Annotated in this window: 24 protein-coding genes and 1 pseudogene; 9 read left to right on the top strand and 16 right to left on the bottom strand. The window is 71.8% G+C overall.

The genetic code is table 11. From position 1 onward, the window contains the following. Positions 1 to 93 precede the first annotated feature (93 nt). The 9 genes from bdeA to hisD all read right to left on the bottom strand — a co-directional run bounded on the left by bdeA (position 94) and on the right by hisD (position 6,969). On the bottom strand, positions 94 to 1,017 hold the full coding sequence (gene bdeA / locus AC3CH1_RS28255; protein WP_488465484.1) for a bis(hydroxyethyl) terephthalate hydrolase: 924 nt from the start codon (positions 1,015 to 1,017) through the stop codon (positions 94 to 96). Positions 1,018 to 1,217: 200 nt separating this feature from the next. Next, positions 1,218 to 1,973, bottom strand: a complete 756-nt coding sequence (gene hisF / locus AC3CH1_RS28250) for an imidazole glycerol phosphate synthase subunit HisF (protein WP_488465483.1) — start codon at positions 1,971 to 1,973, stop codon at positions 1,218 to 1,220. Further along, positions 1,970 to 2,392 (bottom strand): RidA family protein, encoded by a 423-nt coding sequence (locus AC3CH1_RS28245; protein WP_488465482.1) that lies wholly within the window; start codon positions 2,390 to 2,392, stop codon positions 1,970 to 1,972. Before AC3CH1_RS28245 ends, hisF begins: the two co-directional genes overlap by 4 nt. After that, positions 2,389 to 3,114: a bifunctional 1-(5-phosphoribosyl)-5-((5-phosphoribosylamino)methylideneamino)imidazole-4-carboxamide isomerase/phosphoribosylanthranilate isomerase PriA gene (gene priA / locus AC3CH1_RS28240; RefSeq protein WP_488465481.1), complete on the bottom strand. Its 726-nt coding sequence runs from the start codon at positions 3,112 to 3,114 to the stop codon at positions 2,389 to 2,391. Before priA ends, AC3CH1_RS28245 begins: the two co-directional genes overlap by 4 nt. Continuing rightward, on the bottom strand, positions 3,114 to 3,755 hold the full coding sequence (gene hisH, locus AC3CH1_RS28235) for an imidazole glycerol phosphate synthase subunit HisH (protein WP_018957512.1): 642 nt from the start codon (positions 3,753 to 3,755) through the stop codon (positions 3,114 to 3,116). Before hisH ends, priA begins: the two co-directional genes overlap by 1 nt. Positions 3,756 to 3,765: 10 nt before the next feature. Beyond that, positions 3,766 to 3,933 (bottom strand): hypothetical protein, encoded by a 168-nt coding sequence (locus AC3CH1_RS28230; RefSeq protein ID WP_003969742.1) that lies wholly within the window; start codon positions 3,931 to 3,933, stop codon positions 3,766 to 3,768. After that, positions 3,930 to 4,526 (bottom strand): imidazoleglycerol-phosphate dehydratase HisB, encoded by a 597-nt coding sequence (hisB, locus tag AC3CH1_RS28225; protein WP_015607963.1) that lies wholly within the window; start codon positions 4,524 to 4,526, stop codon positions 3,930 to 3,932. Before hisB ends, AC3CH1_RS28230 begins: the two co-directional genes overlap by 4 nt. Then, entirely contained in the window at positions 4,523 to 5,650 is a 1,128-nt protein-coding gene (locus AC3CH1_RS28220; protein WP_488465480.1) for a histidinol-phosphate transaminase, read from the bottom strand. Before AC3CH1_RS28220 ends, hisB begins: the two co-directional genes overlap by 4 nt. After that, positions 5,647 to 6,969, bottom strand: a complete 1,323-nt coding sequence (hisD, locus tag AC3CH1_RS28215; protein ID WP_488465479.1) for a histidinol dehydrogenase — start codon at positions 6,967 to 6,969, stop codon at positions 5,647 to 5,649. Before hisD ends, AC3CH1_RS28220 begins: the two co-directional genes overlap by 4 nt. A gap of 185 nt (positions 6,970 to 7,154) precedes the next feature. Here hisD and AC3CH1_RS28210 point away from each other — a divergent pair, with 185 nt between their 5' ends. The 4 genes from AC3CH1_RS28210 (at position 7,155) to ybaK (ending at position 11,307) form a co-directional block, all read left to right on the top strand. Next, a complete protein-coding gene (locus tag AC3CH1_RS28210) occupies positions 7,155 to 8,756 on the top strand; it encodes an oxidoreductase (protein WP_488465478.1) in 1,602 nt (533 codons plus the stop codon). Positions 8,757 to 8,976: 220 nt separating this feature from the next. Further along, on the top strand, positions 8,977 to 10,017 hold the full coding sequence (locus AC3CH1_RS28205; protein WP_488465477.1) for a hypothetical protein: 1,041 nt from the start codon (positions 8,977 to 8,979) through the stop codon (positions 10,015 to 10,017). Between the two features lie 5 nt (positions 10,018 to 10,022). Beyond that, on the top strand, positions 10,023 to 10,787 hold the full coding sequence (locus AC3CH1_RS28200) for an LON peptidase substrate-binding domain-containing protein (RefSeq protein WP_488465476.1): 765 nt from the start codon (positions 10,023 to 10,025) through the stop codon (positions 10,785 to 10,787). Between the two features lie 16 nt (positions 10,788 to 10,803). Next, on the top strand, positions 10,804 to 11,307 hold the full coding sequence (gene ybaK / locus AC3CH1_RS28195; protein WP_488465475.1) for a Cys-tRNA(Pro) deacylase: 504 nt from the start codon (positions 10,804 to 10,806) through the stop codon (positions 11,305 to 11,307). 275 nt (positions 11,308 to 11,582) lie between these two features. Here the strand turns inward: ybaK and AC3CH1_RS28190 are convergent, their stop codons facing one another. The 4 genes and pseudogenes from AC3CH1_RS28190 to AC3CH1_RS28175 all read right to left on the bottom strand — a co-directional run bounded on the left by AC3CH1_RS28190 (position 11,583) and on the right by AC3CH1_RS28175 (position 15,678). Continuing rightward, a complete protein-coding gene (locus tag AC3CH1_RS28190) occupies positions 11,583 to 12,332 on the bottom strand; it encodes an ABC transporter permease (protein ID WP_488465474.1) in 750 nt (249 codons plus the stop codon). 35 nt (positions 12,333 to 12,367) lie between these two features. Then, positions 12,368 to 13,210 (bottom strand): ABC transporter permease, encoded by an 843-nt coding sequence (locus tag AC3CH1_RS28185; RefSeq protein WP_488465473.1) that lies wholly within the window; start codon positions 13,208 to 13,210, stop codon positions 12,368 to 12,370. Positions 13,211 to 13,301: 91 nt separating this feature from the next. Then, positions 13,302 to 14,326, bottom strand: a pseudogene (locus tag AC3CH1_RS28180) (ABC transporter ATP-binding protein). An 86-nt stretch (positions 14,327 to 14,412) separates the two neighbouring features. Further along, entirely contained in the window at positions 14,413 to 15,678 is a 1,266-nt protein-coding gene (locus tag AC3CH1_RS28175) for an NYN domain-containing protein (RefSeq protein WP_488465472.1), read from the bottom strand. Between the two features lie 346 nt (positions 15,679 to 16,024). On the opposite strand from AC3CH1_RS28175, the gene AC3CH1_RS28170 reads away from it, so the two are divergent. Then, on the top strand, positions 16,025 to 16,204 hold the full coding sequence (locus AC3CH1_RS28170) for a hypothetical protein (protein ID WP_488465471.1): 180 nt from the start codon (positions 16,025 to 16,027) through the stop codon (positions 16,202 to 16,204). Positions 16,205 to 16,310: 106 nt separating this feature from the next. Here AC3CH1_RS28170 and dnaE read toward each other — a convergent pair whose 3' ends face one another. Continuing rightward, complete coding sequence (dnaE, locus tag AC3CH1_RS28165; RefSeq protein ID WP_488465470.1) at positions 16,311 to 19,847, bottom strand: DNA polymerase III subunit alpha; 3,537 nt, start codon at positions 19,845 to 19,847, stop codon at positions 16,311 to 16,313. A 214-nt stretch (positions 19,848 to 20,061) separates the two neighbouring features. On the opposite strand from dnaE, the gene AC3CH1_RS28160 reads away from it, so the two are divergent. The 3 genes from AC3CH1_RS28160 to AC3CH1_RS28150 all read left to right on the top strand — a co-directional run bounded on the left by AC3CH1_RS28160 (position 20,062) and on the right by AC3CH1_RS28150 (position 23,085). After that, complete coding sequence (locus AC3CH1_RS28160; protein ID WP_488465469.1) at positions 20,062 to 21,387, top strand: DUF2252 domain-containing protein; 1,326 nt, start codon at positions 20,062 to 20,064, stop codon at positions 21,385 to 21,387. A gap of 87 nt (positions 21,388 to 21,474) precedes the next feature. After that, positions 21,475 to 22,203 (top strand): hypothetical protein, encoded by a 729-nt coding sequence (locus AC3CH1_RS28155; RefSeq protein ID WP_488465468.1) that lies wholly within the window; start codon positions 21,475 to 21,477, stop codon positions 22,201 to 22,203. 66 nt (positions 22,204 to 22,269) lie between these two features. Next, positions 22,270 to 23,085: a DsbA family protein gene (locus AC3CH1_RS28150; RefSeq protein ID WP_488465467.1), complete on the top strand. Its 816-nt coding sequence runs from the start codon at positions 22,270 to 22,272 to the stop codon at positions 23,083 to 23,085. A 159-nt stretch (positions 23,086 to 23,244) separates the two neighbouring features. Here the strand turns inward: AC3CH1_RS28150 and AC3CH1_RS28145 are convergent, their stop codons facing one another. Beyond that, positions 23,245 to 23,823: a dienelactone hydrolase family protein gene (locus AC3CH1_RS28145; protein ID WP_361867375.1), complete on the bottom strand. Its 579-nt coding sequence runs from the start codon at positions 23,821 to 23,823 to the stop codon at positions 23,245 to 23,247. A gap of 49 nt (positions 23,824 to 23,872) precedes the next feature. On the opposite strand from AC3CH1_RS28145, the gene AC3CH1_RS28140 reads away from it, so the two are divergent. Continuing rightward, positions 23,873 to 25,021, top strand: coding sequence for a mechanosensitive ion channel family protein (locus AC3CH1_RS28140; protein WP_488465466.1), 1,149 nt, complete (start codon positions 23,873 to 23,875; stop codon positions 25,019 to 25,021). Positions 25,022 to 25,042: 21 nt separating this feature from the next. Here the strand turns inward: AC3CH1_RS28140 and AC3CH1_RS28135 are convergent, their stop codons facing one another. After that, positions 25,043 to 26,629, bottom strand: coding sequence for a Na+/H+ antiporter (locus AC3CH1_RS28135; RefSeq protein WP_488465465.1), 1,587 nt, complete (start codon positions 26,627 to 26,629; stop codon positions 25,043 to 25,045). Positions 26,630 to 26,690 lie beyond the last annotated feature (61 nt).

Raw genomic sequence — 26,690 nt, 5'->3', positions numbered from 1 at the left:
CGGTGGGGACGGCCCGGTGCGGTGCGCGCTCCCAGCCGGAGCCCTGCCGCGCTGTGCCGGAGCACAGCGCGGCAGGGCTGGAGGACGCCGGGATCACGCGGTGTGCGGGCAGTTGCCCCGGTACTCCGCGATGGTCAGGCTCGGCTGCGGGAGCGGGCAGAGGAACTGCTCGTAGCGGGTGTCGTCGTCGATGAATCGCTTCAGCCAGGAAACGCTGTACTTCGCGATCGTCGTGTTGGAGCTGTTCGGCGTGAAGTGCGAGGCGCCGCGCAGCTCCAGGTACGCCTTGTCCAGGGAGCCGGGAAGCGACTCGTAGAACGGCTCGGAGTGCGTGGCGACAGGGGCTACCGAGTCCCCGTCCGCACCCACCACGAGGGTGGGCGTACGCAGTTCGGGCCACGTCTTGTCGGTGTTCCAGCCGGTCAGCGGGATCGCCGCCTTCAGCGAGGTGCGGCTCTTGGCCGCCTCCAGGCTGCCGCCGCCCCCCATCGAGTGGCCCATCACCCCGAGCCGGGAGGCGTCGACCCGGGTCCGCACCGAGCTGCGCTGCGTCAGGTAGTCCAGGGCGGCGAGGAGTTGGCGGCCCCGGCTGTCGGGCTGGTCGAGCGTGGTGGTGGTGTCGATGGTGAAGACCACGAAGCCCTGGGACGCCAGGCGGGGGCCGAGCCAGGCGATGGAGGACTCGTAGGCGGTGAAGCCCGGCGAGATGACGACCGCGCCGAACGTGCCGTCGGCGGTGGAGGTCGGGTAGTGGATCGTGCCGCCGCCGAACCCGCTCACGGCGAGCGAGGAGACGGAGGTCTGCGAGGTGGCGTAGGAGCCGCGGCTCGCCTCGATGGAGGCGTTGGTGGGGGCGGGCCCGCGCTCGTAGGGGTTGGCGGCGGCCTGGGCGCCCGGGACCAGGGCGGTCATCAGGAGACCCGCGGTGGCCGCGGCGGCGGTCAGCAGACCCGCGAGCGCCCGGGGGCGGCTCGGGCGCGGGGGGTGCTGGTGCGAGGGGAGGAGGTGCTGCTGCACGAGGGGGATCCTCTCGGTGGTGGCGGAACCACGCCACGCGAGGCCCACGAAGCCCGTCGTCCGGGGGCTCGGGGTGCGCCGCGTGGCCGCCGACGTCGTCCGTCGGCGGTCGCCACTCTCACGCCGCGTCCCGTGAACGCGCATCGGCGGTATCACCGGCCTCGGGTGGGCCGGTGACACCGCCGGTTCTCGTCACGTGCTCAGCGGACCGGGTGGCCCGCTTCCCGCAGAGCGCTCTTGACCTCGGCGATCCGCAGGTCACCGAAGTGGAAGACGGACGCGGCGAGCACCGCGTCGGCCCCCGCCTCGATCGCCGGGGCGAAGTCGGCGAGCCGGCCCGCGCCGCCGGAGGCGACGACGGGGACGGTGACGTGCCCCCGTACCGCCTCGATCATCTCGGTGTCGTAGCCGTCCTTCGTGCCGTCGGCGTCCATCGAGTTGAGCAGGATCTCGCCCGCGCCCAGCTCGGCGGCGCGGTGGGCCCACTCGACGGCGTCGATGCCGGTGCCCTTGCGACCGCCGTGCGTGGTGACCTCGAACGTGCCCTCCGCGGTGCGGCGGGCGTCGACGGAGAGGACCAGGACCTGGCGTCCGAAGCGTTCGGCGATCTCACGGATGAGGTCGGGGCGGGCGATGGCGGCGGTGTTCACGCCGACCTTGTCCGCCCCGGCGCGCAGCAGCTTGTCGACGTCGTCGGGGGTGCGGACGCCGCCGCCGACGGTGAGCGGGATGAAGACCTGCTCGGCGGTGCGACGGACCACGTCGTACGTCGTCTCGCGGTCGCCGCTGGAGGCGGTGATGTCGAGGAAGGTCAGCTCGTCGGCGCCCTCGGCGTCGTACAGCTTGGCCATCTCGACGGGGTCGCCCGCGTCGCGCAGGTTCTGGAAGTTGACGCCCTTGACGACCCGGCCGTTGTCGACGTCCAGGCAGGGGATGACCCGTACGGCGAGGCTCACTTCGCGCCTCCCCGGTAGGCCTCGACCTCGACCTCGACGACCAGGCTCGGGTCCACGAAACCGGACACGATGATCATGGAGGCGGCGGGGCGCACGGCGTCGAACAGCTCCTTGTGGGCGCGGCCGATGTCCTCCACGTCCCGGGCGTGCGTGATGTACATCCGGGTGCGGACGACGTCCTCGCGGGAGAGGCCCACCTGCTCCAGCGCCGCGAAGGCGACGTCGAAGGAGGTGATGGCCTGCTCGTACGGGGAGCCCGCGGAGATCTGGCCGTTGACCACGGAGGTGCAGCCGGCGACCAGGACGAGGCCGTTGGGCAGTTCGACCGCACGCGAGTAGCCGAACTTCTCCTCCCAGGGGGCGCCGGTGGAGATCCGGCGTACGGAGGAAGCTTCGGTGGACCCAGGAGAATCGGTCATGCGGCGACCGCCTTGAGGGCCTCTTCCAGCGTGAACGCCTTCGCGTACAGCGCCTTGCCGACGATCGCGCCCTCGACGCCCTCGGGGACGAGGAGGGAGATCGCGCGGAGGTCGTCGAGCGAGGAGACCCCGCCGGAGGCGACGACCGGGCGGTCGGTGGCGGCGCAGACGTCCCGCAGCAGGCCCAGGTTGGGCCCCTCCAGGGTGCCGTCCTTGGCGATGTCGGTGACGACGTAGCGGGCGCAGCCCTCGGCGTCGAGGCGGGCGAGGGTCTCGTAGAGGTCGCCGCCGTCGCGGGTCCAGCCCCGGCCGCGCAGGGTGGTGCCGCGGACGTCGAGGCCGACCGCGATCTTGTCACCGTGCTCGGCGATGACCTTGGCGACCCACTGGGGGGTCTCCAGCGCGGCGGTGCCGAGGTTGACCCGGCGGCAGCCGGTGGCGAGGGCGGCGGCGAGCGAGGCGTCGTCGCGGATGCCGCCGGACAGCTCGACCTTGATGTCCATGGCCCCGGCGACCTCGGCGATCAGGGCGCGGTTGTCGCCGGTGCCGAAGGCGGCGTCCAGGTCGACGAGGTGCAGCCACTCGGCGCCGGCGCGCTGCCAGGCGAGGGCGGCCTCCAGCGGGGAGCCGTAGGAGGTCTCGGAGCCGGACTCGCCGTGCACGAGGCGGACGGCCTGGCCGTCACGGACGTCGACGGCGGGGAGCAGTTCAAGCTTCGGCATTACAGCGTCTCGATCCAGTTGGTCAGCAGCTGGGCGCCGGCATCGCCGGACTTCTCGGGGTGGAACTGGGTGGCCCACAGCGCACCGTTCTCCACGGCGGCCACGAACCGTTCGCCGTGCGTGGCCCAGGTGACCTTGGGTGCACGGATCTTGGCGTTGGTCACTTCGAGGGACCAGTCGTGCGCGGCGTAGGAGTGCACGAAGTAGTACCGCGCTTCGGCGTCCAGGCCCGCGAAGAGCCGGGAGTCCTCGGGGGCCTCGACGGTGTTCCACCCCATGTGCGGGACGACGTCGGCCTTCAGGGGGCCGACCGTGCCGGGCCATTCGTCCAGGCCCTCGGTCTCCACGCCGTGCTCGATGCCGCGCTCGAAGAGGATCTGCATCCCGACGCAGATGCCCATGACGGGGCGGCCGCCGGAGAGCCTGCGGCCGACGATCCAGTCGCCGCGGGCCCTCTTCAGCCCGTCCATGCAGGCGGAGAACGCGCCGACGCCGGGGACGAGGAGCCCGTCGGCGTTCATCGCGCGGTCGTAGTCGCGGGTGATCTCGACGTCCGCGCCGACGTGGGCGAGGGCCCGCTCGGCGGAACGGACGTTGCCGAAGCCGTAGTCGAAGACGACGACCTTCTTCGTGTCAGTCACAGCGTGCCCCTCAGTCCCACAGGCCCTGGATCCGCAGGATGCCCGCCACCAGGCACATCACGGAGCCGATCGACAGCAGCACGATGACGCCCTTGGGCATCCCCTGCTTCGCGAAGGAGTAGACGCCGCCGGCCAGGAAGAGGCCGACGACGATCAGGATGGTGTTGAGGCCGGTCACAGGGCGCCCTTCGTGGAGGGCAGGATGCCGGCGGCGCGCGGGTCGTGCTCGCTGGCGTACCGCAGGGCGCGGGCGAGCGCCTTGAACTGGCACTCCACGATGTGGTGGGCGTTGCGTCCGTACGGCACGTGGACGTGCAGGGCGATCTGCGCCTGGGCGACGAAGGACTCCAGGATGTGCCGGGTCATCGTCGTGTCGTACTCGCCGATCATCGGCGCCATCTTCTCGGGCTCGGTGTGCACGAGGTAGGGGCGGCCGGAGAGGTCGACGGTGACCTGGGCGAGCGACTCGTCCAGCGGGACGGTGCAGTTGCCGAAGCGGTAGATGCCGACCTTGTCGCCGAGGGCCTGCTTGAAGGCGGCGCCGAGCGCGAGCGCGGTGTCCTCGATGGTGTGGTGGCTGTCGATGTGCAGGTCGCCCTCGGTCTTGACCGTGAGGTCGAAGAGGCCGTGGCGGCCGAGCTGGTCGAGCATGTGGTCGTAGAAGCCGACCCCGGTGGCGACATCGACCTTGCCGGTGCCGTCGAGGTTGATCTCGACCAGCACGGACGTTTCCTTCGTGGTGCGTTCCACGCGGCCTACGCGGGGGCTCATGCGTCGTGCTCCTTCTTGAGTTCGCGTACCGCATCGAGGAACGCGTCGTTCTCTGCCGGGGTGCCCGCGGTGACCCGCAGCCATCCCGGTACGCCGTTGTCCCGGACCAGGACGCCCCGGTCGAGGATCCGCTGCCAGACGGCGTGGCTGTCGTCGAAGCGGCCGAACTGGACGAAGTTGGCGTCCGAGTCGGTGACCTCGTAGCCGGTGGCGCGCAGCTCGGCCACCAGCCGGTCGCGCTCGCCCTTGAGCTGCGCGACGTACCCCAGCAGCGTATCGGTGTGCTCCAGGGCGGCGAGCGCGGTGGCCTGGGTGACGGAGGAGAGGTGGTACGGCAGCCGTACCAGCTGGACCGCGTCGACCACCGCCGGGTCGGCGGCGAGGTAGCCCAGGCGCAGCCCGGCGGCGCCGAACGCCTTGGACATGGTCCGGGAGACGATCAGGTTGCGGCGGCCCTCGATCAGCGGGAGCAGCGAGGGGTGGTGGCTGAACTCGCCGTACGCCTCGTCGACGACGACGATCGACGGCCCGGCGGCCTGTGCGGCGTCGTAGAGCGCGAGGACGGTGTCGGCGTCGACGGCGGTGCCGGTGGGGTTGTTGGGCGAGGTGATGAAGACGACCTCGGGGCGGTGCTCGGCGATGGCGGCGCGGGCGGCCTCGACGTCGATGGTGAAGTCGTCGTTGCGCGGCCCGGAGATCCAGCCGGTGCCGGTGCCCCGGGAGATCAGGGCGTGCATGGAGTACGAGGGTTCGAAGCCGATCGCGGTGCGGCCGGGCCCGCCGAAGGTCTGGAGCAGCTGCTGGAGGACCTCGTTGGAGCCGTTGGCGGCCCATACGTTGACCGTGCTCACCGGGTGTCCCGCCGTGCGGGACAGGTAGCGGGCCAGCTCGGTGCGGAGCTCGACGGCGTCCCGGTCGGGGTAGCGGTTGAGGCCGCGGGCGGCCTCGCGGACCCGCTCGGCGATCCGGTCGACCAGGGCTTCGGGGAGCGGGTAGGGATTCTCGTTGGTGTTGAGGCGTACGGGGACGTCGAGCTGGGGCGCGCCGTACGGGGACTGGCCGCGCAGCTCGTCGCGGATGGGGAGCTCGTCCCAGGGGTTGCCGGGCACGTGGTCGTCTCTCACTGCTGCGGGACCTTCCAGCCGAACCTTGCCTTGAGGGCGGCGCCGTGGGCGGGGAGGTCCTCCGCCTCGGCGAGGGTCACCACGTGGTGGGTGACCTCCGCGAGCGCGTCGCGGCTGTAGTCGACGATGTGGATGCCGCGCAGGAAGGACTGCACGGAGAGGCCCGAGGAGTGGCAGGCGCAGCCGCCGGTGGGCAGGACGTGGTTGGAGCCGGCGCAGTAGTCGCCGAGCGAGACGGGCGACCAGGGGCCGACGAAGATCGCTCCGGCGTTGCGGACCCGGTCGGCGACGGCGGCCGCGTCGGTGGTCTGGATCTCCAGGTGCTCGGCGCCGTACGCGTCGACGACCTTGAGGCCGTCCTCGATGGAGGAGACCAGGACGATGGCGGACTGGCGGCCGGCGAGGGCGGGCTCGACGCGGTCCTTGATGTGCTTGGTGGCGGCGACCTGGGGGGCCAGCTCGGCCTCGGTGGCGGCGGCCAGCTCCTCGGAGTCGGTGACCAGGACGGCGGCGGCCATCGGGTCGTGCTCGGCCTGGCTGATCAGGTCGGCGGCCACGTGCGCCGGGTCGGCGGTGGCGTCGGCGAGGATGGCGATCTCGGTGGGTCCGGCCTCGGCGTCGATGCCGATGCGGCCCTTGAGGAGGCGCTTGGCGGCGGCGACGTAGATGTTGCCGGGGCCGGTGACCAGGTTGACCGGGAGGCAGTCCTCGGTGCCGTACGCGAACATCGCGACGGCCTGGGAGCCGCCGGCGGCGTACACCTCGTCGACGCCGAGCAGGGCGCAGGCGGCGAGGATCGTGGGGTGCGGCAGCCCGCCGAAGTCCTTCTGCGGCGGGGAGGCGACGGCGACGCCCTCGACGCCGGCCTCCTGGGCGGGGACCACGTTCATCACGACGGAGGAGGGGTAGACCGAGCGGCCGCCGGGGACGTAGAGCCCGACGCGCTCGACGGGCACCCACTTCTCGGTGACGGTGCCGCCGGGGACGACCTGGGTGGTGTGCGTGGTGCGGCGCTGCTCGCGGTGGACGAGGCGGGCGCGGCGGATCGACTCCTCCAGGGCCGCCCGGACGGCCGGGTCCAGCTCCTGGAGAGCGCGGGAGATGGCGTCGACGGGCACCCGGATCGACTCGATCCGGACGCCGTCCAACTTCTCCCCCCAGTCGATCACTGCCGCGGAGCCACGATGGCGCACGTCCTCGCAGATGGGCCGCACCGTCTCCAGGGCGGCTTCCACGTCGAACTCGGCACGGGGCAGCAGGTCGCGCAGGGCGGCGCCCTCGGGGAGGGCGTCACCGCGCAGATCGATTCGAGAGATCACACGGCAATTCTCTCAGACCGCTCGGAGCGGCCGGTCGCCCGTATCAGTGGCTGATACCGGTCGCCCGTACCACTGGCCGATACGCGTCTCGGCCATGTCCGACTGTCACTGCTGACCGCTAGCTTTCACGGCGTTACACGGAGGGAAGAACAGCACTACAGCATGTGTGCACGGAGGGAGCGGCCGTGACCGAGCCGCACGAAGGCGATATCCCGGACGGCCTCAGCGCAGCGGAGCTGGGCATGTGGCAGTCCTTCCGCAACGGAACCACCTACGACTTACGCAGCTACGACCCGACCCACAACGACCCGTTCGCCCCGCAGGTGTGGGGGCCCGAGCGGAGCGTCGGCGCGCGCACGGTGGCGCGGCTGCTGCTGAGCGGCCCGCCGGCCCGACCCGGCCGGGTGGCGGCGCTGAAGCTCCGGGGGGTGCGGATCACCGGAAAGCTGGATCTGGCGGGCGGCCGGGTGGCTCCGTACGTGGAGCTGACCGGTTGCCGCTTCGAGCAGGAGGTGTCGTTCCCGGAGTGCCACTTCACGACCCTGCGGCTGGTGGGGTGCGCGCTGCCCCGGCTGGAGGCCGCGCGGCTGCGCACGGAGGGCGATCTGCATCTGCCGCGCTGCCGGGTCGACCGGGGCATCCGGCTGACCGACGCCCAGATCGGGACGGATCTGCTGATCAACCAGCTCAGCGTCGGCCCGGACCGGCACGGCCGGGCCATCGTCGGGGACGGCATGTCGGTCGCCCAGGACCTCCAGGCCGAGATGATCGAGACGCTCGGCGAGCTGAGCCTGCGCGGGGCGAAGGTGGGCGGTTCGCTGAGCCTGCGCGGCAGCCGGCTGCGCGCCGCGGAGGACCGTCGCGCGCTGAACGCCCCGCAGCTGACGGTGGAGCGCACGCTCTACATGACCGAGGCGTGGGTGAGCGTCGACACGGGGAACCAGGGCACCACTCCCCCGTACGGCGTGGTCTACGCCCCGACGCCGGCGCGCGGCACCCGCTCGCAGATCTTCGAGTGCCGGGGCGGGGTGCGCCTCGACGACGGGCGGTTCGGGGACGCGGTGGACCTGCACAAGGCCCGGTTCACCATGACCCGGCAGGAGGAGCTGTCGCTGCGCCGGATCGTGACGCCGGAGCTCCGGTTCAACGCGGAGCGCCCGGAGGAGGGCCGGGTCGTGCTGAACGGCGCGAAGGTGGTGACCCTGATCGACCTGTCGACGAGCTGGCCGGGCCCGGGCGGTCTGGCCATGGGCGGTTTCGTCTACGAGAACCTCGTCCCCTACGGCCACTTCCCGCTCTCGCGGCGGCTCGAATGGGTGCAGGCCGCGACGCCGGAGTACGTCCCCGAGCCGTACGAGCGGCTGGCCACGGTGATGCGCAGTTGCGGCGAGGACGCGGACGCGCGCGAGGTGTTGCTGGCCAAGCAGCGCCGCCGCCGCGAGACGCTGCCGCCCGCCGCGAAGGCGTGGGGCTACCTCCAGGACTGGACGGTGGCGTACGGCTACCGGCCGGGGCGGGCGGCGGTGTGGATGGCGGTGCTGTGGGCGGCGGGCACGGCGGCGTTCGCGCAGCACGTTCCGCCCTCCATCAAGGGCGAGGAGCATCCGCAGTGGAACCCCGCCCTGTACGCGCTGGATCTGCTGATCCCGGTGATCAACCTCGGGCAGGACGGCTACTGGCGGATGGAGGACGCCTGGCAGTGGGCCGCGGCCGGTCTGGTGCTGGTGGGGTGGGTTCTGGCCACCACCGTGGCGGCGGGGGCATCCCGGATGCTGCGCAGGGGCTGACCGCGGAGGGCTCTTCAGCAGGCTGTGGGGCGGTCGGGGCCAGGGGCCCGGCCGCCCGCGCCCCGCGGCCGGAGGGAGGGGCGAGCGTCACGGGAGGGTGCGATCAAGCCAGCGAAGGACATTTCCTTTGCCCTTTCTTGACCGGGTCCGATACAACCCATTCACTCGGCACAGAAGCTTCACAGCACACCCCTGGCGCGGCCCTCACCAGCGCTTTTCAATGGTCTGCACCATGGCCTTCCTTCGCGCTCTGCTCAGTACCGCGCGCATGATCCGGCACAGCCCTCCGCTGTCCGCCGGACTGTCCGCGGAAGACGCGGTGCTGCTCGACGCCCCGGACGAGCGGCTCTCTCCCGCGCTGGTCGCCGCTGCCCTGGGAGACTGGGAACCCGCCGCCGAGCTGCTCGCCACCACCCGGTCCGCCGCCGACTGGGAGAACCGGGACCGCTACCTCGGCCGGCTCGTCGCCTTCGCCCGCGGCCGGGACGGCTGGCTCGTCGACTGGCTGGCCGCCGCCCCGCGCGACCCGGACGCGCTGCTGGTCAAGGCGGAGCTGTCGGTCCGCCGGGCCTGGGAGTCGCCCGCCCGCGCGGAGCGGCTCCGCGAGGTCGGCCCGCTGATCACCGCCGCCGCCGACGCGGCCCCGCGCGACCCCGTGCCGTGGCGGCTCGCCCTGGACCACGCACGCGGCACCCACGCCACGCACACCGCCTTCGAAGCGCTGTGGGAGCAGGCCGTACGGCGCTCCGCGCACCACTACGGCTGCCATGTGGCGGCCCTGCGCTACCTCTCCGCCGCCTGGTACGGCTCGCACCGCGAATGCTTCGACTTCGCCGAGCAGGCCGCCGAGGACGCGCTGCCCGACTCCCTGGTGCAGGCGCTCCCCGCCCGGGCGGCCTTCGCGCTGCTCCTGGACACCCAGGCGGCGGGCCGCACCACCTCCGTACTGGAGGAGCGGATCGACGCGGCGGCCGACCTGGCGATCAGGCTCTCCGCCGCCTACCGGCCCGGCGATCCGTGGCCGGCCGAGGTCCGCAACCTCCTCGCGTACGTCCTGCTGGCCCGGGGGCGCTGGGCGGAGGCGCTGCACCAGTTCAACCTGATCGGCCTGCACGCGACGTCGTTCCCGTGGTCGTCGGTGTCCGAGGACGCGCTCGGCCGGTTCCTGGACGCGCGGGACGGCGCACGGCTCCAGGCGGCCTCCCTGACCCCGTTGCGCAACCGGGCCGACCACGGCCGCCCCCGGGGCCATTACGCTTGAGCGTTGTGACCACCGCCCGCCTTCCCCTTTTCCCGCTCAACGCGGTGCTGTTCCCCGGCCTGGTGCTGCCGCTCAACGTCTTCGAAGAGCGATATCGCGCCATGATGCGGGAACTGCTGAAGAGCGACGAGGACGAACCTCGCCGCTTCGTCGTGGTCGCGATCCGCGACGGCCGCGAGACCGCCCCGACGGCCACCGGCATGCCGGACACCGTCGCGGCCGCCCCTCCCCCCGAGCGCGCCCCGGCGGAGGGCTTCGGCCCCGACCCCATCCAGACCTTCCACCGAGTGGGCTGCGTCGCCGACGCGGCGACGATCCGCGAGCGCGCCGACGGCAGCTTCGAGGTCCTGGCCACCGGCACCACCCGGGTCAGGCTGCTGTCCGTCGAGGCGAGCGGCCCGTATCTGACCGCCGAGGTCGAGGAACTGACCGAGGAACCGCCGGGCGAGGACGAGGGGGACGAGGCGGGAGCGCTCGCCGAGGGCGTCCTGCGGGCCTTCCGCGCCTACCAGAAGCGGCTGGCCGGGGCGAGCGAACGGTCGCTGGCGACCGGTGCCGACCTCCCCGACGACCCGTCCGTGATCTCCTACCTGGTCGCGGCGGCGACGGTCCTGGACGTCCCCACCAAGCAACGGCTGCTCCAGGCCCCGGACACGGCGACCCGACTGCGCGAGGAGCTGACGCTGCTGCGCAAGGAGACCGCGGTCATCCGGTACCTGCCCTCGCTCCCCGCGACCGACCTGACCAGGGCCCCCACCCACCCCAACTGACGAGGACCGGCCCCCGGTGGCGAAGAAAACCAAGAAGCAGCAGTCGGGCGGCACCCCGGCCACGGTCGCCCTGACCGCGGCGGGCACCGCCTTCACGGTCCACGCCTACGACCACGACCCGGCCTCCCCCTCCTACGGGGAGGAGGCCGCCGAGGCCCTGGGCGTCTCCCCCGACCGGGTCTTCAAGACCCTGGTGGCGGACGTGGACGGCACCCTGACGGTCGCGGTGGTCCCGGTGGCCGGCTCCCTGGACCTCAAGGCCCTGGCCTCCGCAGTGGGCGGCAAACGCGCCACGATGGCGGACCCGGCCGCCGCGGAACGCACCACCGGCTACGTGCGCGGCGGCATCTCCCCCCTGGGCCAGCGCAAGCGCCTGCGCACGGTGCTGGACGCGTCGGCGCGCGCCCACGCCACCATCTGCGTGTCGGCGGGCCGCCGCGGCCTGGAGGTCGAACTGGCCGCGACGGATCTGGCGGAGCTGACGGGGGCGGTGTTCGCGGAGATCGCGCGGAGCGCCTGAGCACCGTCACGGGGGCGGAGCCCCACACTTCCAGCCCCTCCGGCGCTTGAGGAGCGGGGCCCGGGGCAGAGCCCCACACTTCCAGCCCCTCCGGCGCTTGAGGAGCGGGGCCCGGGGCAGCGCCCCACACTTCCAGCCCCTCCGGCGCTTGAGGAGCGGGGCCCGGGGCAGCGCCCCACACTTCCAGCCCCTCCGGCGCTTGAGGAGCGGGGCCCGGGGCAGCGCCCCGGTCTCGGGAAGGGGCGGGTAGGGGACAAGCCCGCCGCAGGCGCCCCCTAGACCGGCCCGCCCCCACCCGCGGAAGGCGTCCCCCCGCCCGAAGACCCGGAAGACGGCCCCGCCAGGGGCCCCTGCACGGGCCCGTCGTAGTACGACCCGTACCCCGAGTGCCCCGCCCACTCCGGCTCCACATCCCGCGGCCCGAACGCCGCCGTGAGCAGCAGATGGATCCCCATCGCCGCGAACGGCCACGCCAGCACCGCCACCCCCACCGAGTGCAGCTCCAGCGGCGCGTCGAACGCCACGCCCTGGCCGGCCTCCCGGGCCCGCGCCACCACGTCGGACGACGGTCCCAGCCAGATGCCGACGCGCCACGCCACCAGCGAGGCGAGCAGCGCGCCCACCGCCAGCCCCACGACCACGAGGACGCCCCCGCGACGCAGCCGCCAGAAGACGGCGGCGGCCGAGAGCGCGCCGAAGCCGAGGGCCAGCAGGACGAACGTTCCGTCCGCCCCGATCGCCTCCTCCCCCTCGCTGTTCTTGAGGAAGACGGCCGTGTCGTCGGAGACCAGCGGCACACGCGGCGCGAGCCACAGCCACAGCAGCCCGAGCACGATGCCCGCGAGCGCGACCAGAACGAGGACGACGGCGGCCTGACGGAGCTCCGTGGCCGTATCCGGGTGGTCCGGACCGCCCACCGAGGGCGCTGGGTGGGAGCCCGAGGGCGGGGCCTGCCACGGGTCATGGGGGCCGGGCTGGTGGGGCGGCGTCAGAGGTGCGGTCACCGTGCCATCGTGCCAGGCCACCCGGTGAGGCGCCTCACCGGATGCCGCACCCGGGCCTACCGTACAGCGGCCCGCCGGTACGCCCACGTCGCCACGGCCAGCGAGAGGACCCCCACCGCCGCGCAGATCGCCAGGAAGAACGCGATGAGCCCCCAGTCCGGGCGGGCGTCGAAGGACCGGGCCAGCGCCTCGACCCCGTACGTCGAGGGCAGCAGGTCACGCGCCCACCCCACCGGCTCCGGCAGCCGGTCGGCCGGCAGCACCCCGAGGAGCAGGGCGGCGGACATCCCCAGCTGGCCCAGCAGCGTCGCCAGCTCCGGGCGCGGGGCGAGCAGCCCGAGGGCGGCGCCGAGACCGGCCAGGGCCGCCCCGGAGAGCGGGACGACGGCCACCAGGACCCAGAGATGGGTCATCGGCAGCTGGAACAGCACGCTGCCGGTGATCGCCGTGAAGACCGTGCCGGGCACGGTGAAGGAGGCATAGGCGGCGGCCGCGCCGAGCACCACCGCGGCGGGCGGCACCGGCAGGGTGGCGTAGTGGTCGAGCCCGCCGCCCGCCCGCAGCTGCCCGAAGTACTGGGCGAGCAGGTTGAGCGCGACGAACGCGACGACCAGGACGCTGGATCCCGCGACCACCGCGCGGGCCTCCGCACCGCCGTCGACGACGCCCCGCATCAGGACCATGATCCCGACGGACTGGAAGGTCGCCACGAAGAGCAGCGGGATCCGGGCGACGCGCGCCCGGGAGAGCTGGGCGCGGTAGACGGCGGCCAGCGACGGCAGCAGCCGGGCGCGCGGCGCGAGGGGCGCGGCGACGGTACGGGCGGGGCCCGTACCGGTGGCGCCGGGCGCGGGCCGGACGCTCGGCGGTGCGGTCCTGGCCGGAATGATGCTCGTCACCTGCGGCTGCCCCCCTGAGACATGTCCGAACTGCCACCTGCGTACATCGCGTTCACGCTGCCCACGCCGTCTCTCGTGCCGATCACGCCGTTCACGCCTTGACCAGCCCCTTGGTCGCATTGGCCGCGTCTCCCCCGAGCGCGAGATAGACATCCTCCAGGCTGGGCGTGGCCAGGGTGAAATCGTCGAGCGCGGCGAAGGCCGCGCCGCCCGTCACCGCGGCGACCGCCGCCCGTGCCTCGTCCGGCCCGAGTCGCAGCACCCAGCGCCGCCCGGACTCCTGGGCGGACGGCCGCAGGGCCGCCACCTCGGGGACATCCAGCGGGGCCCGTTCGCGCCAGACCAGCTCGACGCGCACCTCCCCGGCGACCTGTTCCTTGAGCCCGGCGGGGGTGTCGCAGGCGATGACCCGGCCGCGTTCGAGGACGGCGACCCGGTCGAGGACGGTCTCGGCCTCGATCACGTTGTGGGTGACCAGCAGGACGGTGGCCCCGCGCTCCGCCCGGCGGCGGTCGACGGCGGCCCAGACGGCGCGGCGGGCGACCGGGTCCATTCCGGTGGTCGGTTCGTCGAGGACGAGGACGGGCCGGTCGCCGACCAGGGTGGCGGCGAAGCAGGCGAGCCGCCGCTGACCGCCGGAGAGCTTCTTCAGGGGCCGCCCGGCGATCGCGGTGAGGCCCAGCTCCTCCAGGACCGCGTCGCGCTCGGCGCGCGCGTCCCGGACGGCGAGACCGCGCAGCCGCCCGGTGGTCTCGGCGGCGAGCGAGACGGTCAGTTCGTCGAGGGCGGTGGACTCCTGCCCGAGGTAGCCGATCAGCCGGGAGGCCCGCTCGGGGTGGCGTACGAGGTCGTGGCCCAGCACCTCGACGCTGCCGGAGTCGGGCCGCATCAGCCCGGTGAGCTGGCGGACCAGGGTGGACTTGCCGGCGCCGTTGGGGCCGAGCAGTCCGAAGATCTCGCCGCGCTCGACGTCCAGACTGATGCTGTCGGTGGCGCGGATCTCGGGCGTCGCGGGGCGCCCCGGCGGCCTCGGACGGCGGGATAGGTCTTGACCAGATCACGCACCGCGCACACGGTGCCGGTGTCCCTCTGCGCCTGTGCAGTGCCCGTACTCACGAGGTATGAGGGTACGGGGTCACACGCCCCGGTTCACGTCCGGGGCCACCCCGCGTCGCCGGGCGGCACGGGACGGTGCGGGACGGCTACTCCCCCGCCGGTACGTGCTCGGCGGCGGCCCGCACGTCGATCTCCCGCCAGAAGCCGGCCCGGATCGCGTACCGGTCGTGCTCGTCGATCTGGTCGTCCTTGTGGGCGAGGAGCCCGAAGCGGGCCGCGTAACGCAGCAGTTCGCCGTCGATCCGGTGCGGGATGCGCGGGTACATGGTGGAGAGTTTCTGCAGGTGGACGGTTTCCGGCAGGCGCTCCATCCAGCGGCGGGCGAAGACCTGGCCCACCTCGAAGGGGTCGCCGCCGACGGTGGTGATGTCCTCCTCCCGGTCCGCCCAGCGCTGTTCGGCGCTGGTGACCTGGGCGAGGGTCGGCAGGGACGCGGTCTCCGCCGGCTCGCCGAGGGGCCCGCCGCGCTCCACCCAGCCCTTGTCGGAGGACCAGCGGAGCGTGGCGTTGGCGGGCTGGGGCGGGTGCTGGCGGTCCGGGTGGGTGGCGTGGGCGCGCAGCGCGGCCAGGTCCTTGGGCGTGGGAACGGTCTTGTGTCCGGGGGCGGAGGGGGTGTCGGACGACGAAGCGCCGGTGTTCTCCGCGGGAGCGGTGGCACCGCTGCGGGCGGCGGCGGCCTGGGCCTCGGAGGCGCGTTCGGCGGAGGCGGCGATGGCCGCCTCCGGCAGCGGTGCGGAGAGGATCGCGGCGATCTCGGGGCGCGGGACGGGCGGCGGGGCACAGGTGCCGCCGAGGTCCTTGGCGCGTACGGCCTTGGTGATCCAGGCCCGGTCCAGGACCCGCCGTTCGTCGGCCTCGGCGACGAGGTCCTCGGACTGGTTGTAGTCGCCGTCGGCGGCCTGCACGGCCCAGAGGTGGACGGCGACCCCGTGTTCCTTGGCGGACATCAGACCGGGCAGCAGATCACCGTCACCGGTCACCAGGACCACGTCCGAGCAGGCCCGGTTCCTGGCCAGTTCGGTCAGCTCGGCGTGCATCGCCGCGTCGACGCCCTTCTGCGCCCAGCGCCCGTCGCTGCGGGTCAGGGCGCCGAGCCGGACGGTCACGCGGGGCATCACGCGGAGCCGGCGGTGCTCGGGCTGGGGCACCCGGTCGGGGGCGCCGTCGAACCAGTAGATGCGCAGCAGGGGCTGTTGGGTGTCGGCCTCGGCGCGCTCGCGCAGCCCCTGGATGAGGGCCGCGTGGTCGACGGTGATGCGGGAACGGGCGGGCTCTCCGGCCAGCAGACTCGCGGCTGCGCCCAGCAAGTAGCCGGCGTCCACCAGGACGACGCAACGGTCCACGCGTTCCACCCTCTTCCGAATTCGGGAACGGTTCAGCGGCCCGCTCCTCGATGACCGGGTCCGCTTACCCAGGGTTTCCTTCGAGTCTGCCCGACCGCGCGGGGGTTAACGGCCGGAACTGGATCATCGGCGTGGCGGATCGGGAAGGGAAGAGGGGGGGAGGGGGAGAAGGGAAACAGGGACGCGTCGCGCGAGGCGCCGCGAAGACGCGGAAAGGCCGGGCGAGAGCGGCGGAACCGGGCACCACTGCGGAAACCACTACGCACGGTAATGATCCAACATGCGGCGTTTGCGGCGCTATGTGAATCTGACAGCGGTCCTGGCCCCCCAGGATTCCCCACAGGAGGCATTCACCATGGCCAAGAACAAGAACCGCAAGCAGGGCAGCCAGAACGACCGCGCGTCCGCGTCGGAGCGGAGCGCGGAGCAGGCCAAGTCGACGGCGTACGAGTCGCAGAACCAGCCGCAGGCGCAGGCCCAGGGCAGCCCGTCCGACGTGGCGCGCAAGCATCAGCGACGCTTCGGCCACAACTGACCCGTCGGCCGCTCGCGGTGGAGACAGGCGCTGAGGACAGCGAGAGGGGCGTCCCGCACGTGCGGGACGCCCCTCTGGCCGTTCGCGTCGCCGGTGGCGCGTCTGCTCAGCCGGCCAGGCAGGCCGGGCCGAGCAGCACCTTCAGGTCGCCGAAGAGGGCCGAGTCGGCCTTGACCCGGTGCCGGTCGAGCCGGAGCACCGTGGTCTTGCGGGGGCCCTGGAGCTTGATGCGCACCTCGGTGTCGCCCCGGTGGTGGCTGAGCACCTCGCCGAGCCGGGTGACCATGGGCGGGGTGATCTTCACGGTGGGGATGGTGAGGACGACGGGCGCGTTGGTCCCGGCGTTGGAGATGTCGGGGACCTGCATCTCCATGGCGACCAGCCGGGGCACGTCCTCGCGCTTGTCGAGGCGTCCCTTGACGAAGACGACGGTGTCCTCGACGAGCTGGGTGGAGACCAGCTGGTAGGTGGCGGGGAAGAACATGCACTCGATGGAGCCCGCCAGGTCCTCCACGGTGGCGATGGCCCAGGCGTTGCCCTGCTTGGTCATCTTGCGCTGGAGGCCGGAGATGATGCCGCCGACGGTGACGATCGAGCCGTCGCTGTAGTCGCCGCCCATGAGCTGGGAGATCGAGGCGTCGGCCTTGTCGGACAGCACGTGCTCCAGGCCGAACAGCGGGTGGTCGGAGACGTACAGGCCGAGCATCTCCCGTTCCTGGGCGAGCAGGTAGGCCTTCTCCCACTCGATGTCGGAGAACTCCACGTCGAGCCCGAATCCCGGCTCGCCGCTCTCCTCCTCGCCGCCCCCGAAGAGGTCGAACTGCCCCTCGGCCTCCTTGCGCTTGACCTGCACCACGTTGTCGATCATCGGTTCGTGGTGGGCGACGAGGCCCTTTCGGGTGTGACCCATCTCGTCGAACGCGCCGGCCTTGATGAGCGATTCCACGGTGCGCTTGTTGCAGACGACCGCCTCGACCTTGTCGAGGAAGTCGGGGAAGGTGCTGTACTTCCCCTTCGCCTTGCGGGACCGGATGATCGAGTCGACGACGTTCTGGCCGACGTTGCGGATGGCGGTCAGGCCGAAGAGGATCACGTCGTCGCCCTGGGCGGCGAAGTTGGACAGCGACTCGTTGACGTTGGGCGGGAGCACCTTGATGCCCATGCGGCGGCACTCGTTGAGGTAGACCGCGGACTTGTCCTTGTCGTCCTTGACCGAGGTCAGCAGGGCGGCCATGTACTCGGCGGGGTAGTTCGCCTTGAGGTATCCGGTCCAGTAGGTGACCAGCCCGTACGCGGAGGAGTGCGCCTTGTTGAAGGCGTACCCGGCGAACGGGACCAGTACGTCCCACAGCGCCTTGATCGCGGCGTCGGAGAAGCCGTTCTTCTTGGCTCCCGCCTCGAAGAGGACGAAGTTCTTCGCCAGTTCCTCGGGCTTCTTCTTGCCCATCACGCGGCGCAGGATGTCGGCCTCGCCCAGCGAGTACCCGGCGACGATCTGGGCGGCCTTCTGGACCTGCTCCTGGTAGACGATCAGGCCGTAGGTGAGGCCGAGGACCTCCTTGAGGGGCTCCTCCAGCTCCGGGTGGATCGGGGTGATCTCCTGGCGGCCGTTCTTGCGCTCCGCGTAGTTCGTGTGCGAGTTCATGCCCATCGGGCCCGGCCGGTAGAGGGCCGAGACGGCGGAGATGTCCTCGAAGTTGTCGGGCTGCATCTGGCGCAGCAGGGAGCGCATCGGCCCGCCGTCGAACTGGAAGACGCCGAGCGTGTCGCCGCGGCAGAGCAGTTCGTACGTCTTGGGGTCGTCCAGCGGGAGGGAGAGCATCTCCAGGTCGACGCCCTTGTTGGACTTCACCATCTTGATGGCGTCGTCCATGATCGTCAGGTTGCGCAGGCCCAGGAAGTCCATCTTGAGGAGGCCGAGCGACTCGCACTGCGGGTAGTCCCACTGCGTGATGGTGACGCCGTCGGTGTGCCGCGTCCAGAGCGGCGCGTGGTCGACGATCGGCTCGCTGGACATGATGACGCCGGCGGCGTGCACGCCCATCTGCCGGACCAGGCCCTCGACGCCCTTGGCGGTGTCGATGACCTTCTTGACGTCCGGTTCGCTCTCGTACATCCCCCGGATCTCGCCCGCCTCGCTGTAGCGCGGGTGCTTGGGGTCGGTGATGCCGTTGAGGTCGATGCCCTTGCCGAGGACGTCGGCGGGCATGGCCTTGGTGAGCCGGTCGCCCATCGCGTACGGGTAGCCCAGCACGCGGGCGGAGTCCTTGATGGCGTTCTTGGCCTTGATCTTGCCGTAGGTGCCGATCATGGCGACCTTGTCGGCGCCGTACTTCTCGGTGACGTAGCGGATCACCTCGACGCGCCGGCGCTCGTCGAAGTCGATGTCGACGTCGGGCATGGAGACGCGCTCGGGGTTGAGGAACCGCTCGAAGATCAGTCCGTGCTCGATCGGGTCGAGGTCGGTGATGCCCATCGCGTACGAGACGATCGATCCGGCGGCGGAACCACGGCCGGGGCCCACCGCGATGCCGTTGTTCTTGGCCCACATGATGAAGTCGGCGACGACCAGGAAGTACCCCGGGAACCCCATCTGGATGATGATGTCCATCTCGTACTCGACCTGCTTCTGCCGGTCGTCGGGGACGCCGTTGGGGAAGCGGCGGCCCATGCCGACCCGGACCTCCTCCTGGAACCAGGTGATCTCCGTGAAGCCGTCCGGGATCTCGAACTTCGGCATGAGGTTCTTCGCCTCGAACATGCCGGTGGTGTCGATCTGCTGGGCGACCAGGAGCGTGTTGGCGCACCCCTGCTGCCAGGCGTCGGAGGAGTCGACGGCGTACATCTCGTCCGTCGTCTTGAGGTAGTAGCCCGTGCCGTCGAAGCGGAAGCGGTCGGGGTCCGAGAGGTTCTTGCCGGTCTGGATGCAGAGCAGGGCGTCGTGGGCGGTGGCCTCGTGGGCGTACGTGTAGTGGGAGTCGTTCGTCACGAGCGGCGGGATGTCGAGCTTCTTGCCGATCTCCAGCAGCCCGTCGCGGACCCGGCGCTCGATCTCGATGCCGTGGTCCATCAGCTCCAGGAAGTACTTGTCCGCCCCGAAGATGTCCTTGTAGTCGGAGGCCGCCTGGACCGCCTCGTCGAACTGGCCGAGCCGCAGCCGGGTCTGCACCTCGCCGGAGGGGCAGCCGGTGGAGGCGATGAGGCCCTCGGACCACTGGGAGATGGTCTCCCTGTCCATCCGGGGCCACTTCTGGAGCCAGCCCTCGGCGTACGCGTCGGAGGAGAGCCGGAAGAGGTTGTGCAGTCCGGTCTTGTTGGACGCCCAGATCGTCTTGTGGGTGTAACCACCGGATCCGGACACATCGTCGCGCTTCTGGTGCGGCTGTCCCCACTGCACCTTGCGCTTGTGTTTGCGCGACTCCGGGGCGACATACGCCTCGATGCCGATGATCGGCGTGACGCCCGCCTTCGTCGCCGAGTGGAAGAAGTCGTAGGCCCCGTGGAGGTTGCCGTGGTCGGTCATCGCGATGTGCGACATGCCCATCTCGTTGCAGGCCTCGAACATGTCCTTGAGCCGCGCCGCACCGTCCAGCAGCGAGTACTGGGTGTGAACGTGCAGGTGCGTGAAGGGCGGCTTGGTCACGGCGTCGGGCCTCCGGGAAGTCGGGCGATGACGGACGGGGGGACAGCGTGGAAGTCTACGACGTGACGGAGTCGGACGACGGGCACTCCCGGCTTCCGCCGAGCGTTGGAGAAGGCGGGACACCTGTCCGTTTTGTCATGCACTCAGTCAGGACCCGATCGGGCGGACCCCCGGTCCGGCCGGACACGCCAGCTACAGCAGGAGGCAGCAAGAAATGTCGGAAACGCAGACCGGCGCAGCGCAGCGCGGGGAGCAGATTCTCGCCGTTTTCGACACCGCCTTCGGGGAGCTGCTGGCCGCCGATCCGGCCGCTTTCCGGGTCAAGTTCCGCAAGATGGCGGGCTCGGCCTTCGCCTTCTACCGGGGCACGGCCTGCCTGTTCTACGGCGATCTGGAGCGGGAGCGGCACGGCGGCCCCTTCCTCGACGAGCGCACCGGCCGGGTGTGGATCCACGGCGATCTCCACGCGGAGAACTTCGGCACCTACATGGACGCCAACGGCCGCCTCGTCTTCAACGTCAACGACTTCGACGAGGCGTACGTGGGCCCCTTCACCTGGGACCTGAAGCGCTTCGCCGCCTCCGTGGCGCTGATCGGTTACGCGAAGGCGCTGGCCGACGAGCAGATCGGCGAGCTGGTGACGATCTTCGCCATCGCCTACCGCGAGCGGATCCACGCGCTGGCGACGGGCGCGAAGAACGACGAGGTGCCGCCGTTCACGCTGGACACGGCGGACGGCCCGCTGCTGGGCGCGCTCCGCGCCGCCCGGTCGCGCACGCGTTTCTCGTTGCTGGACTCGATGACGGTGATCCGGGACTTCGAACGCCGGTTCGCGGACGGCGGCGGGTCGATCGACCTGGACGCCGCGACGCGCTACAAGGTGCTGGCCGCGTTCGACGGCTATCTGGAGACGCTCCCCGAGTCGAGCCTGACGCGCCCCGACTCCTACCGGGTCAAGGACGTGGTGGGCCGCCGGGGCATCGGCATAGGGTCCGCCGGGCTGCCCTCGTACAACATCCTCCTGGAGGGCAACAGCGACGCCCTGGAGAACGATGTGGTGATCTACCTCAAGCAGGCGCAGACCCCGGCGGTCTCCCGGCACATCACGGACGACGCCGTGCGGGAGTACTTCCAGCACGAGGGGCACCGCACGGTGATCTCGCAGCGCGCGCTCCAGGCACACGCGGACCCGTGGCTGGGCTGGACCGAGCTGGACGGCTCGGGCCAGCTGGTCGCCGAGGTCTCGCCGTACGCGGTCGACCTGGACTGGTCCGACATCGACGAGGCGGACGAGATCGCGGCGGTCGTCGCGGATCTGGGCCGGGCGACGGCCACGATGCACGCGGCCGCCGACGACGAGAGCGGGCACTCGCTGGTGCCGTTCTCCACCGAGCGGGCGATCGACGCCGCCATCGCGGCCGACGAGGAGAGCTTCGCGCCGATGCTGGTCGACTTCGCCCACAGCTACGGGGCGAGAGCCCGCGCGGACCACCAGATCTTCGTGGACCTCTTCCGCAACGGCCGGATCCCGGGCCTGTAGGGCGCCGGAGCCCCGGGGAGCCACCCCCGGGGACTCTCAGCCTCTTTTAAGGTCCGCCTACCTCGGCGCATGACACAATTTCCGGCGATGGACATCTCAGGGACGCAGCTCAGGGTCGCGCGCGCGGCGCTCTTCACCGCGCTCGTCGTCACCCTGTCCACGGCGTCCCATGTGCTGCTCTCCGGGGTCCCGCTGCCGCTGACCGCGGTCGCGCTGCTCGCCGGTGCCGTCTTCGCGGTGGCGTACGCACTGGCCGGCCGGGAGCGCGGCTTGGGGGCGATCGCGGGCCTGCTCGTCCCGCTGGAGTTGGCCGCCGACACCGTCTTCACCACAGGCCAGCACCTCTGTTACGGGGCGGCCGGCGGCCCGGTCGCGGGCACACTGCGCGCGGTGGGCTTCGACGTCCTGTGCGGCGGCGGCGAGGTCGGCGCGGGCGGGGCCCGGATCGCGGGCGTCGGCGCGGTGGGCACCCCGCTGGCCGACGTGGCCGGGGCGGGCGACCGTGCGGCGGCGCTGCTGGCGCAGCCGGGACCGGCCGTGCCCTGGTTGCTGCTCGTCGCCCATGTGGCGGTCGGGCTGCTCGCCGCGGCCTGGCTGCGGCGCGGCGAGGCGGCCCTGGCCGGGCTGCTGCGCGCGGCGGCCCTGCTGGCGTTCCGGCCGCTGCTGGTCGCGGTCGCCGTGGTGCGCGCGGGCGTCCGGGCCGCGGCCCGCCGCTCCCGGCCCGCCGGGCGTCCGCACCCGCCGCTCACCGCCCGCTTCCTCGTGCACTGTGTGGGACGCAGGGGCCCGCCGCTCGCGACGTACGCCGCTGCCTGAGGGCACGGCCGCACGACGACGGCAGCACCCCGCCCACCCCCACACACGTACTCACGGAGAACGATCATGAGCAAGCGCAACACCCAGGCGAACAAGGCAGCGGCCCGCGAGCGGCTGCGCGCCGAGCGCGAGGCCCAGGCCAAGAAGGCCAAGACCCGCAAGCAGCTCGTCGTGGCGGTCTCGGTCGTCGCTGCCCTCGCCGTGGTCGGCGGCATCAGCTACGGCGTGATGCAGCTGAACAAGCCGGACGCCTGGGAGACCGCCGCCGACGCGAAGAACGTCACCGCGCCGAAGAACACCTCGGGCGACGACGGCACCACCGTGGTGATCGGCGAGCCGGGCGCGAAGAAGACCCTGGAGCTGTACGAGGACTCGCGCTGCCCCGTCTGCGCCACGTTCGAGCAGGGCGTCGGCGAGACGGTCTCGAAGGACGTCGCGGCCGGCAAGTACAAGGTCAAGTTCGTCGGCGCGACCTTCATCGACAACACGGACAACGGCGAGGGCTCCAAGAACGCCCTGAGCGCGCTCGGTGCGGCGTTGGACGTGAGCCCCGAGGCGTTCATGGAGTACAAGGCCGCGCTGTACTCGGCGAAGTTCCACCCCGAGGAGAGCGACGACAAGTTCGCCAAGGACAGCTACCTCGTCGAGGTCGCGGACTCGGTCGAAGCGCTGAAGGGGAACAAGGACTTCCGGAAGGACGTCGAGGACGGCACGTACGACGCCTGGGCCGTGAAGATGTCCAAGGCGTTCGACAAGAGCGGTGTGCAGGGCACGCCGACGCTGAAGATGGACGACAAGAAGATCACGGCCGAGGGCAGCGAGAACGCCCCGATGACGGCCGACGAGTTCACGAAGGCCATCGACAAGGCGCTCAAGGCGTAACGGCCGCCGCCTTCCGCGACACCCGGCGCACCGGGCGGGCCGACCGCCCGGACGCGCCAGGTGTCGCGCGTTTCCACGGAGTGACCGGGTCTACGGAGTCACCAGGTCCACAGGGTCGCCGGGTCCACAGGGTCACCGGGCGGGACGGCGTCGCCGGGTCTACAGGGTCGCCAGGAAGCCGAGCGCGACCTTCCAGGTCTGCTCGGCCGCCGCCTGGTCGTAATCGTGCAGGTCGGGGTCGGTGAACAGGTGCCCGGCCCCGGGATAGCGGTAGACCTCGACGTCCGCGCCGGTGCGCTGCATCTGGAGGTACCAGCTGTTCAACCAGTCGTGGGACTCGAAGGGGTCCGGGTCCGCGACGTGCAGCTGCACGGGGAGCTCGTCCACCGAGGCGTTCTCGGCGAGGTCCGAGGTGCCGTGGAACAGCAGCAGCCCGCGGGCCTTCGCGTCGCCGAGCGCCAGGGTCTGCGCGGTCGCCGCCCCGAGGGAGAAGCCGGCGTAGACGAGACCCTGGTCGGAGTAGGGCGCGGCGGCCAGCACGGCGCGCTTCAGCAGCTCCTCCTTGCCGATCTCGTCCTTGTACGCCATGCCCTCTTCCACCGTGTCAAAGGTGTGCCCCTCGAACAGATCGGGCACGCGCACCTCGTGGCCGGCGTCCCTGAGGCGCGCGGCCGCGGCGTGCACGGCGGGCCTGAGCCCGTACGTCGAGTGGAAAAGCATGATGTTCATGAGGCCCATGGTGCCATTTGTGCCCTGGGGCCCGCCCTACAGCTTGGAGGACGAGGGAATGGAGAGCGTGCTGCGCCCGCTGATCGTCATCGGCGGTTCCGTGGTGATCACCCTGCTGGTCGGCTGGCTGGTCGACCGACTGTTGCGGCGGGCCGACAGCCGTCACCACGAGACCCCGCTGTGGGGGCTGCTGCGGCGCTGCCGGCCTCCGCTCCAGGTGGTGATCATCACGGCGCTGCTCCGCGGCAGCTATCGCCAGATGGGGATCTCCTGGGTGTGGGAGCACCGGGCCGGGATCGGCCAGGTGCTGACCCTGGTGCTGATCGGCGCGTCCGCCTGGCTGGTGGTGCGGGTCGCGGCGACGGTCGTGGAGGCCAGCTACGCCCGGTACGCGACGGCCGGCCGCGACCCGGCCCGGGTCCGCCGGGTCCGTACGCAGGTCACGCTGATCCAGCGGGTGGTCATCGCGGTGGTGATGGTGGTCGCCGTCGCGGCGATGCTGCTGACGTTCCCGCCGATGCGGGCGGTCGGCACGTCGATGCTCGCCTCGGCCGGTCTGCTCGGCATCGTCGCGGGGGTCGCCGCCCAGTCGACGCTCGGGAATCTCTTCGCCGGATTCCAGATCGCGTTCGGCGACATGGTGCGGCTCGGCGACACCGTGGTGGTGGACGGCGAGTGGGGCACGATCGACGAGATCACCCTGACGTTCCTGGCGGTACGGACCTGGGACGAGCGGCGGATCACGATGCCGGTCTCGTACTTCACCAGCCAGCCGTTCGAGAACTGGTCGCGCGGCGGGGTGCAGATGACCGGCACGGTCTACTTCCACCTCGACCACTCCGCTCCCATCGCGGCGATGCGGACGAAGCTGCGGGACCTCCTCGGGGACATCGCCGCCTGGGACGGCCGGGACTGGTCGCTGGCGGTCACCGACACCACGCCGACCACGATCGAGGTGCGCGCGGTGGTCACGGCGAAGGACGCGGACGACATCTGGACGGCGCGCTGCGCGGTGCGCGAGCAGCTGATCGGCTGGCTGCGCGACCACCACCCGTACGCGCTGCCGCGGGTCGCCACCTCGCCCGCCGTACTGCCGCCGGGCGAACAGTGGGCGGAGCTGACGGGTGCGGGGGGCCGGGTGGGCCTCGACAAGGCGGCGCCCACCGACGGGGTCGACGCCAGGGCCCCGCGCACGGGCCGCGGCTGAGGCAGCCCCCGTGACGGCTCCTCAGCGCAGCGAGCGGAAGTCCAGATACCGCAGCACCCGGTCCACGACCTCCGGGTCGGAGCCGGGCTCGCTGCGCGCGGAGAGCACCTCGTGTCGGGCGGCCGACATCATCTCGCGCTGGACACGGCTGATCGCCTTGAAGCGTTCCGCGCGCTGGGCGTAGGCCTCGCGCCGTTCCTCGTCGACCATGTCCGGGCTGATCCGGGCTCCGATGTCGTACGCGGCGCGCTGGAGCCGCTCCATGACCTCCTCGGGGAACTCCTCGATCTCCTGGATCTCCTTGAGGCGGTACTTGGCGGCCTTGGCGGCCCGGACGGCGAGGTCCCGCTCCAGCGCCTCTTCGGCGTCGGTGTCGGCCCGGACCCTCAGCTTGCGCACCAGCCAGGGCAGGGTGAGCCCCTGGAAGACCAGTGTGGCCATGATCACGGCGAACGCGATGAAGATGATCTCGTCGCGGCCGGGGAAGGGCTGCCCGTCGTCGGTCTCCAGCGGGATCGCCAGCGCCAGGGCGACCGAGGCCACCCCGCGCATCCCGGCCCACCACATCACGACGGTCTCCCGCCAGCTGGTGGGGATCTCCTCGCTGACGTCACGGCGGGTGTGGAGCCGCTTGGCCAGCCAGGTCGCCGGCAGCAGGTACAGCAGCCGTACGCCGACGACGACCGCGACGATCGCGAGCCCCCAGCCGACCATCTCCAGGGCGTGCCCGTCGGCGGTGCCGAACACGCTGTGCAGCTCCAGGCCGATCAGCCCGAAGGCCACGCCGGTCACCAGGGTGTCGACGATGTCCCAGAAGGTACGTCCGGTGAGCCGACCCAGCACGTCGTCGGCGTCGGCGGTGTGCTCGGCGAGGAACAGCGCGACGGTCAGGACGGCCAGCACACCGGAGCCCATCAGCTCCTCGGCGAGGACGTAGGCGACGAACGGCACCAGCAGGGTCAGCCCGACCTGGAGGGTGGCGTCGCCCAGCAGGTTCATCAGCTTGATGGTGAGCCAGCCGAGGGCGAGGCCGACGGCGACCGCGACGACGGCGGAGAGGACCAGCAGCCCGAAGGCCTCGGGGAGCGAGAAGGTGCCGCTGACGGCGGCGGCGATGGCCACGTGGTAGAGCACGATGGCGGTCACGTCGTTGAAGAGCCCCTCGCCCTCCAGGATCGACACCAGTCGGCGCGGCAGTCCCACGGAGCCCGCCACGGCCGTCGCCGCGACCGGGTCGGGCGGGGCGACGAGAGCTCCGAGGGCGACGGCGGCGGCGATGGGCAGCCCCGGCACGATCGAGTTCGCGACCGCGGCGACGGCGGCCGTGGTGACGAAGACGAGGGCCACGGCCAGCAGGAAGATCGGTCGTCTGTTGGCGGCGAACTGCCGCCACGAGGTGCGCTGCACGGAGGCGTAGAGCAGCGGCGGAAGCAGCGCGGGGAGAATGATCTCCGGTGGGATGTCGACGTTCGGCACGAACGGCATGAAGGCCATCGCGACGCCGATGAGGGTCATCAGCACCGGCGCGGGCAGCCCCAGCCGGTCGCCGAGCGGCACCGTGACCACGGCTCCGAGCAGCAGCAGGAGCAGCAGGGACATCTGTTCCACGAGGTGCCTTCCGGAGCGCGCGGGTCCGGCACACCACGAGCTGCCGAACAGGGCTCCCACC

This window comes from Streptomyces sp. MGP-P1, assembly GCF_057766565.1.
Note: the sequence above shows the minus strand (reverse complement) of the source record. Positions and strands in the feature narration are given on the sequence as shown.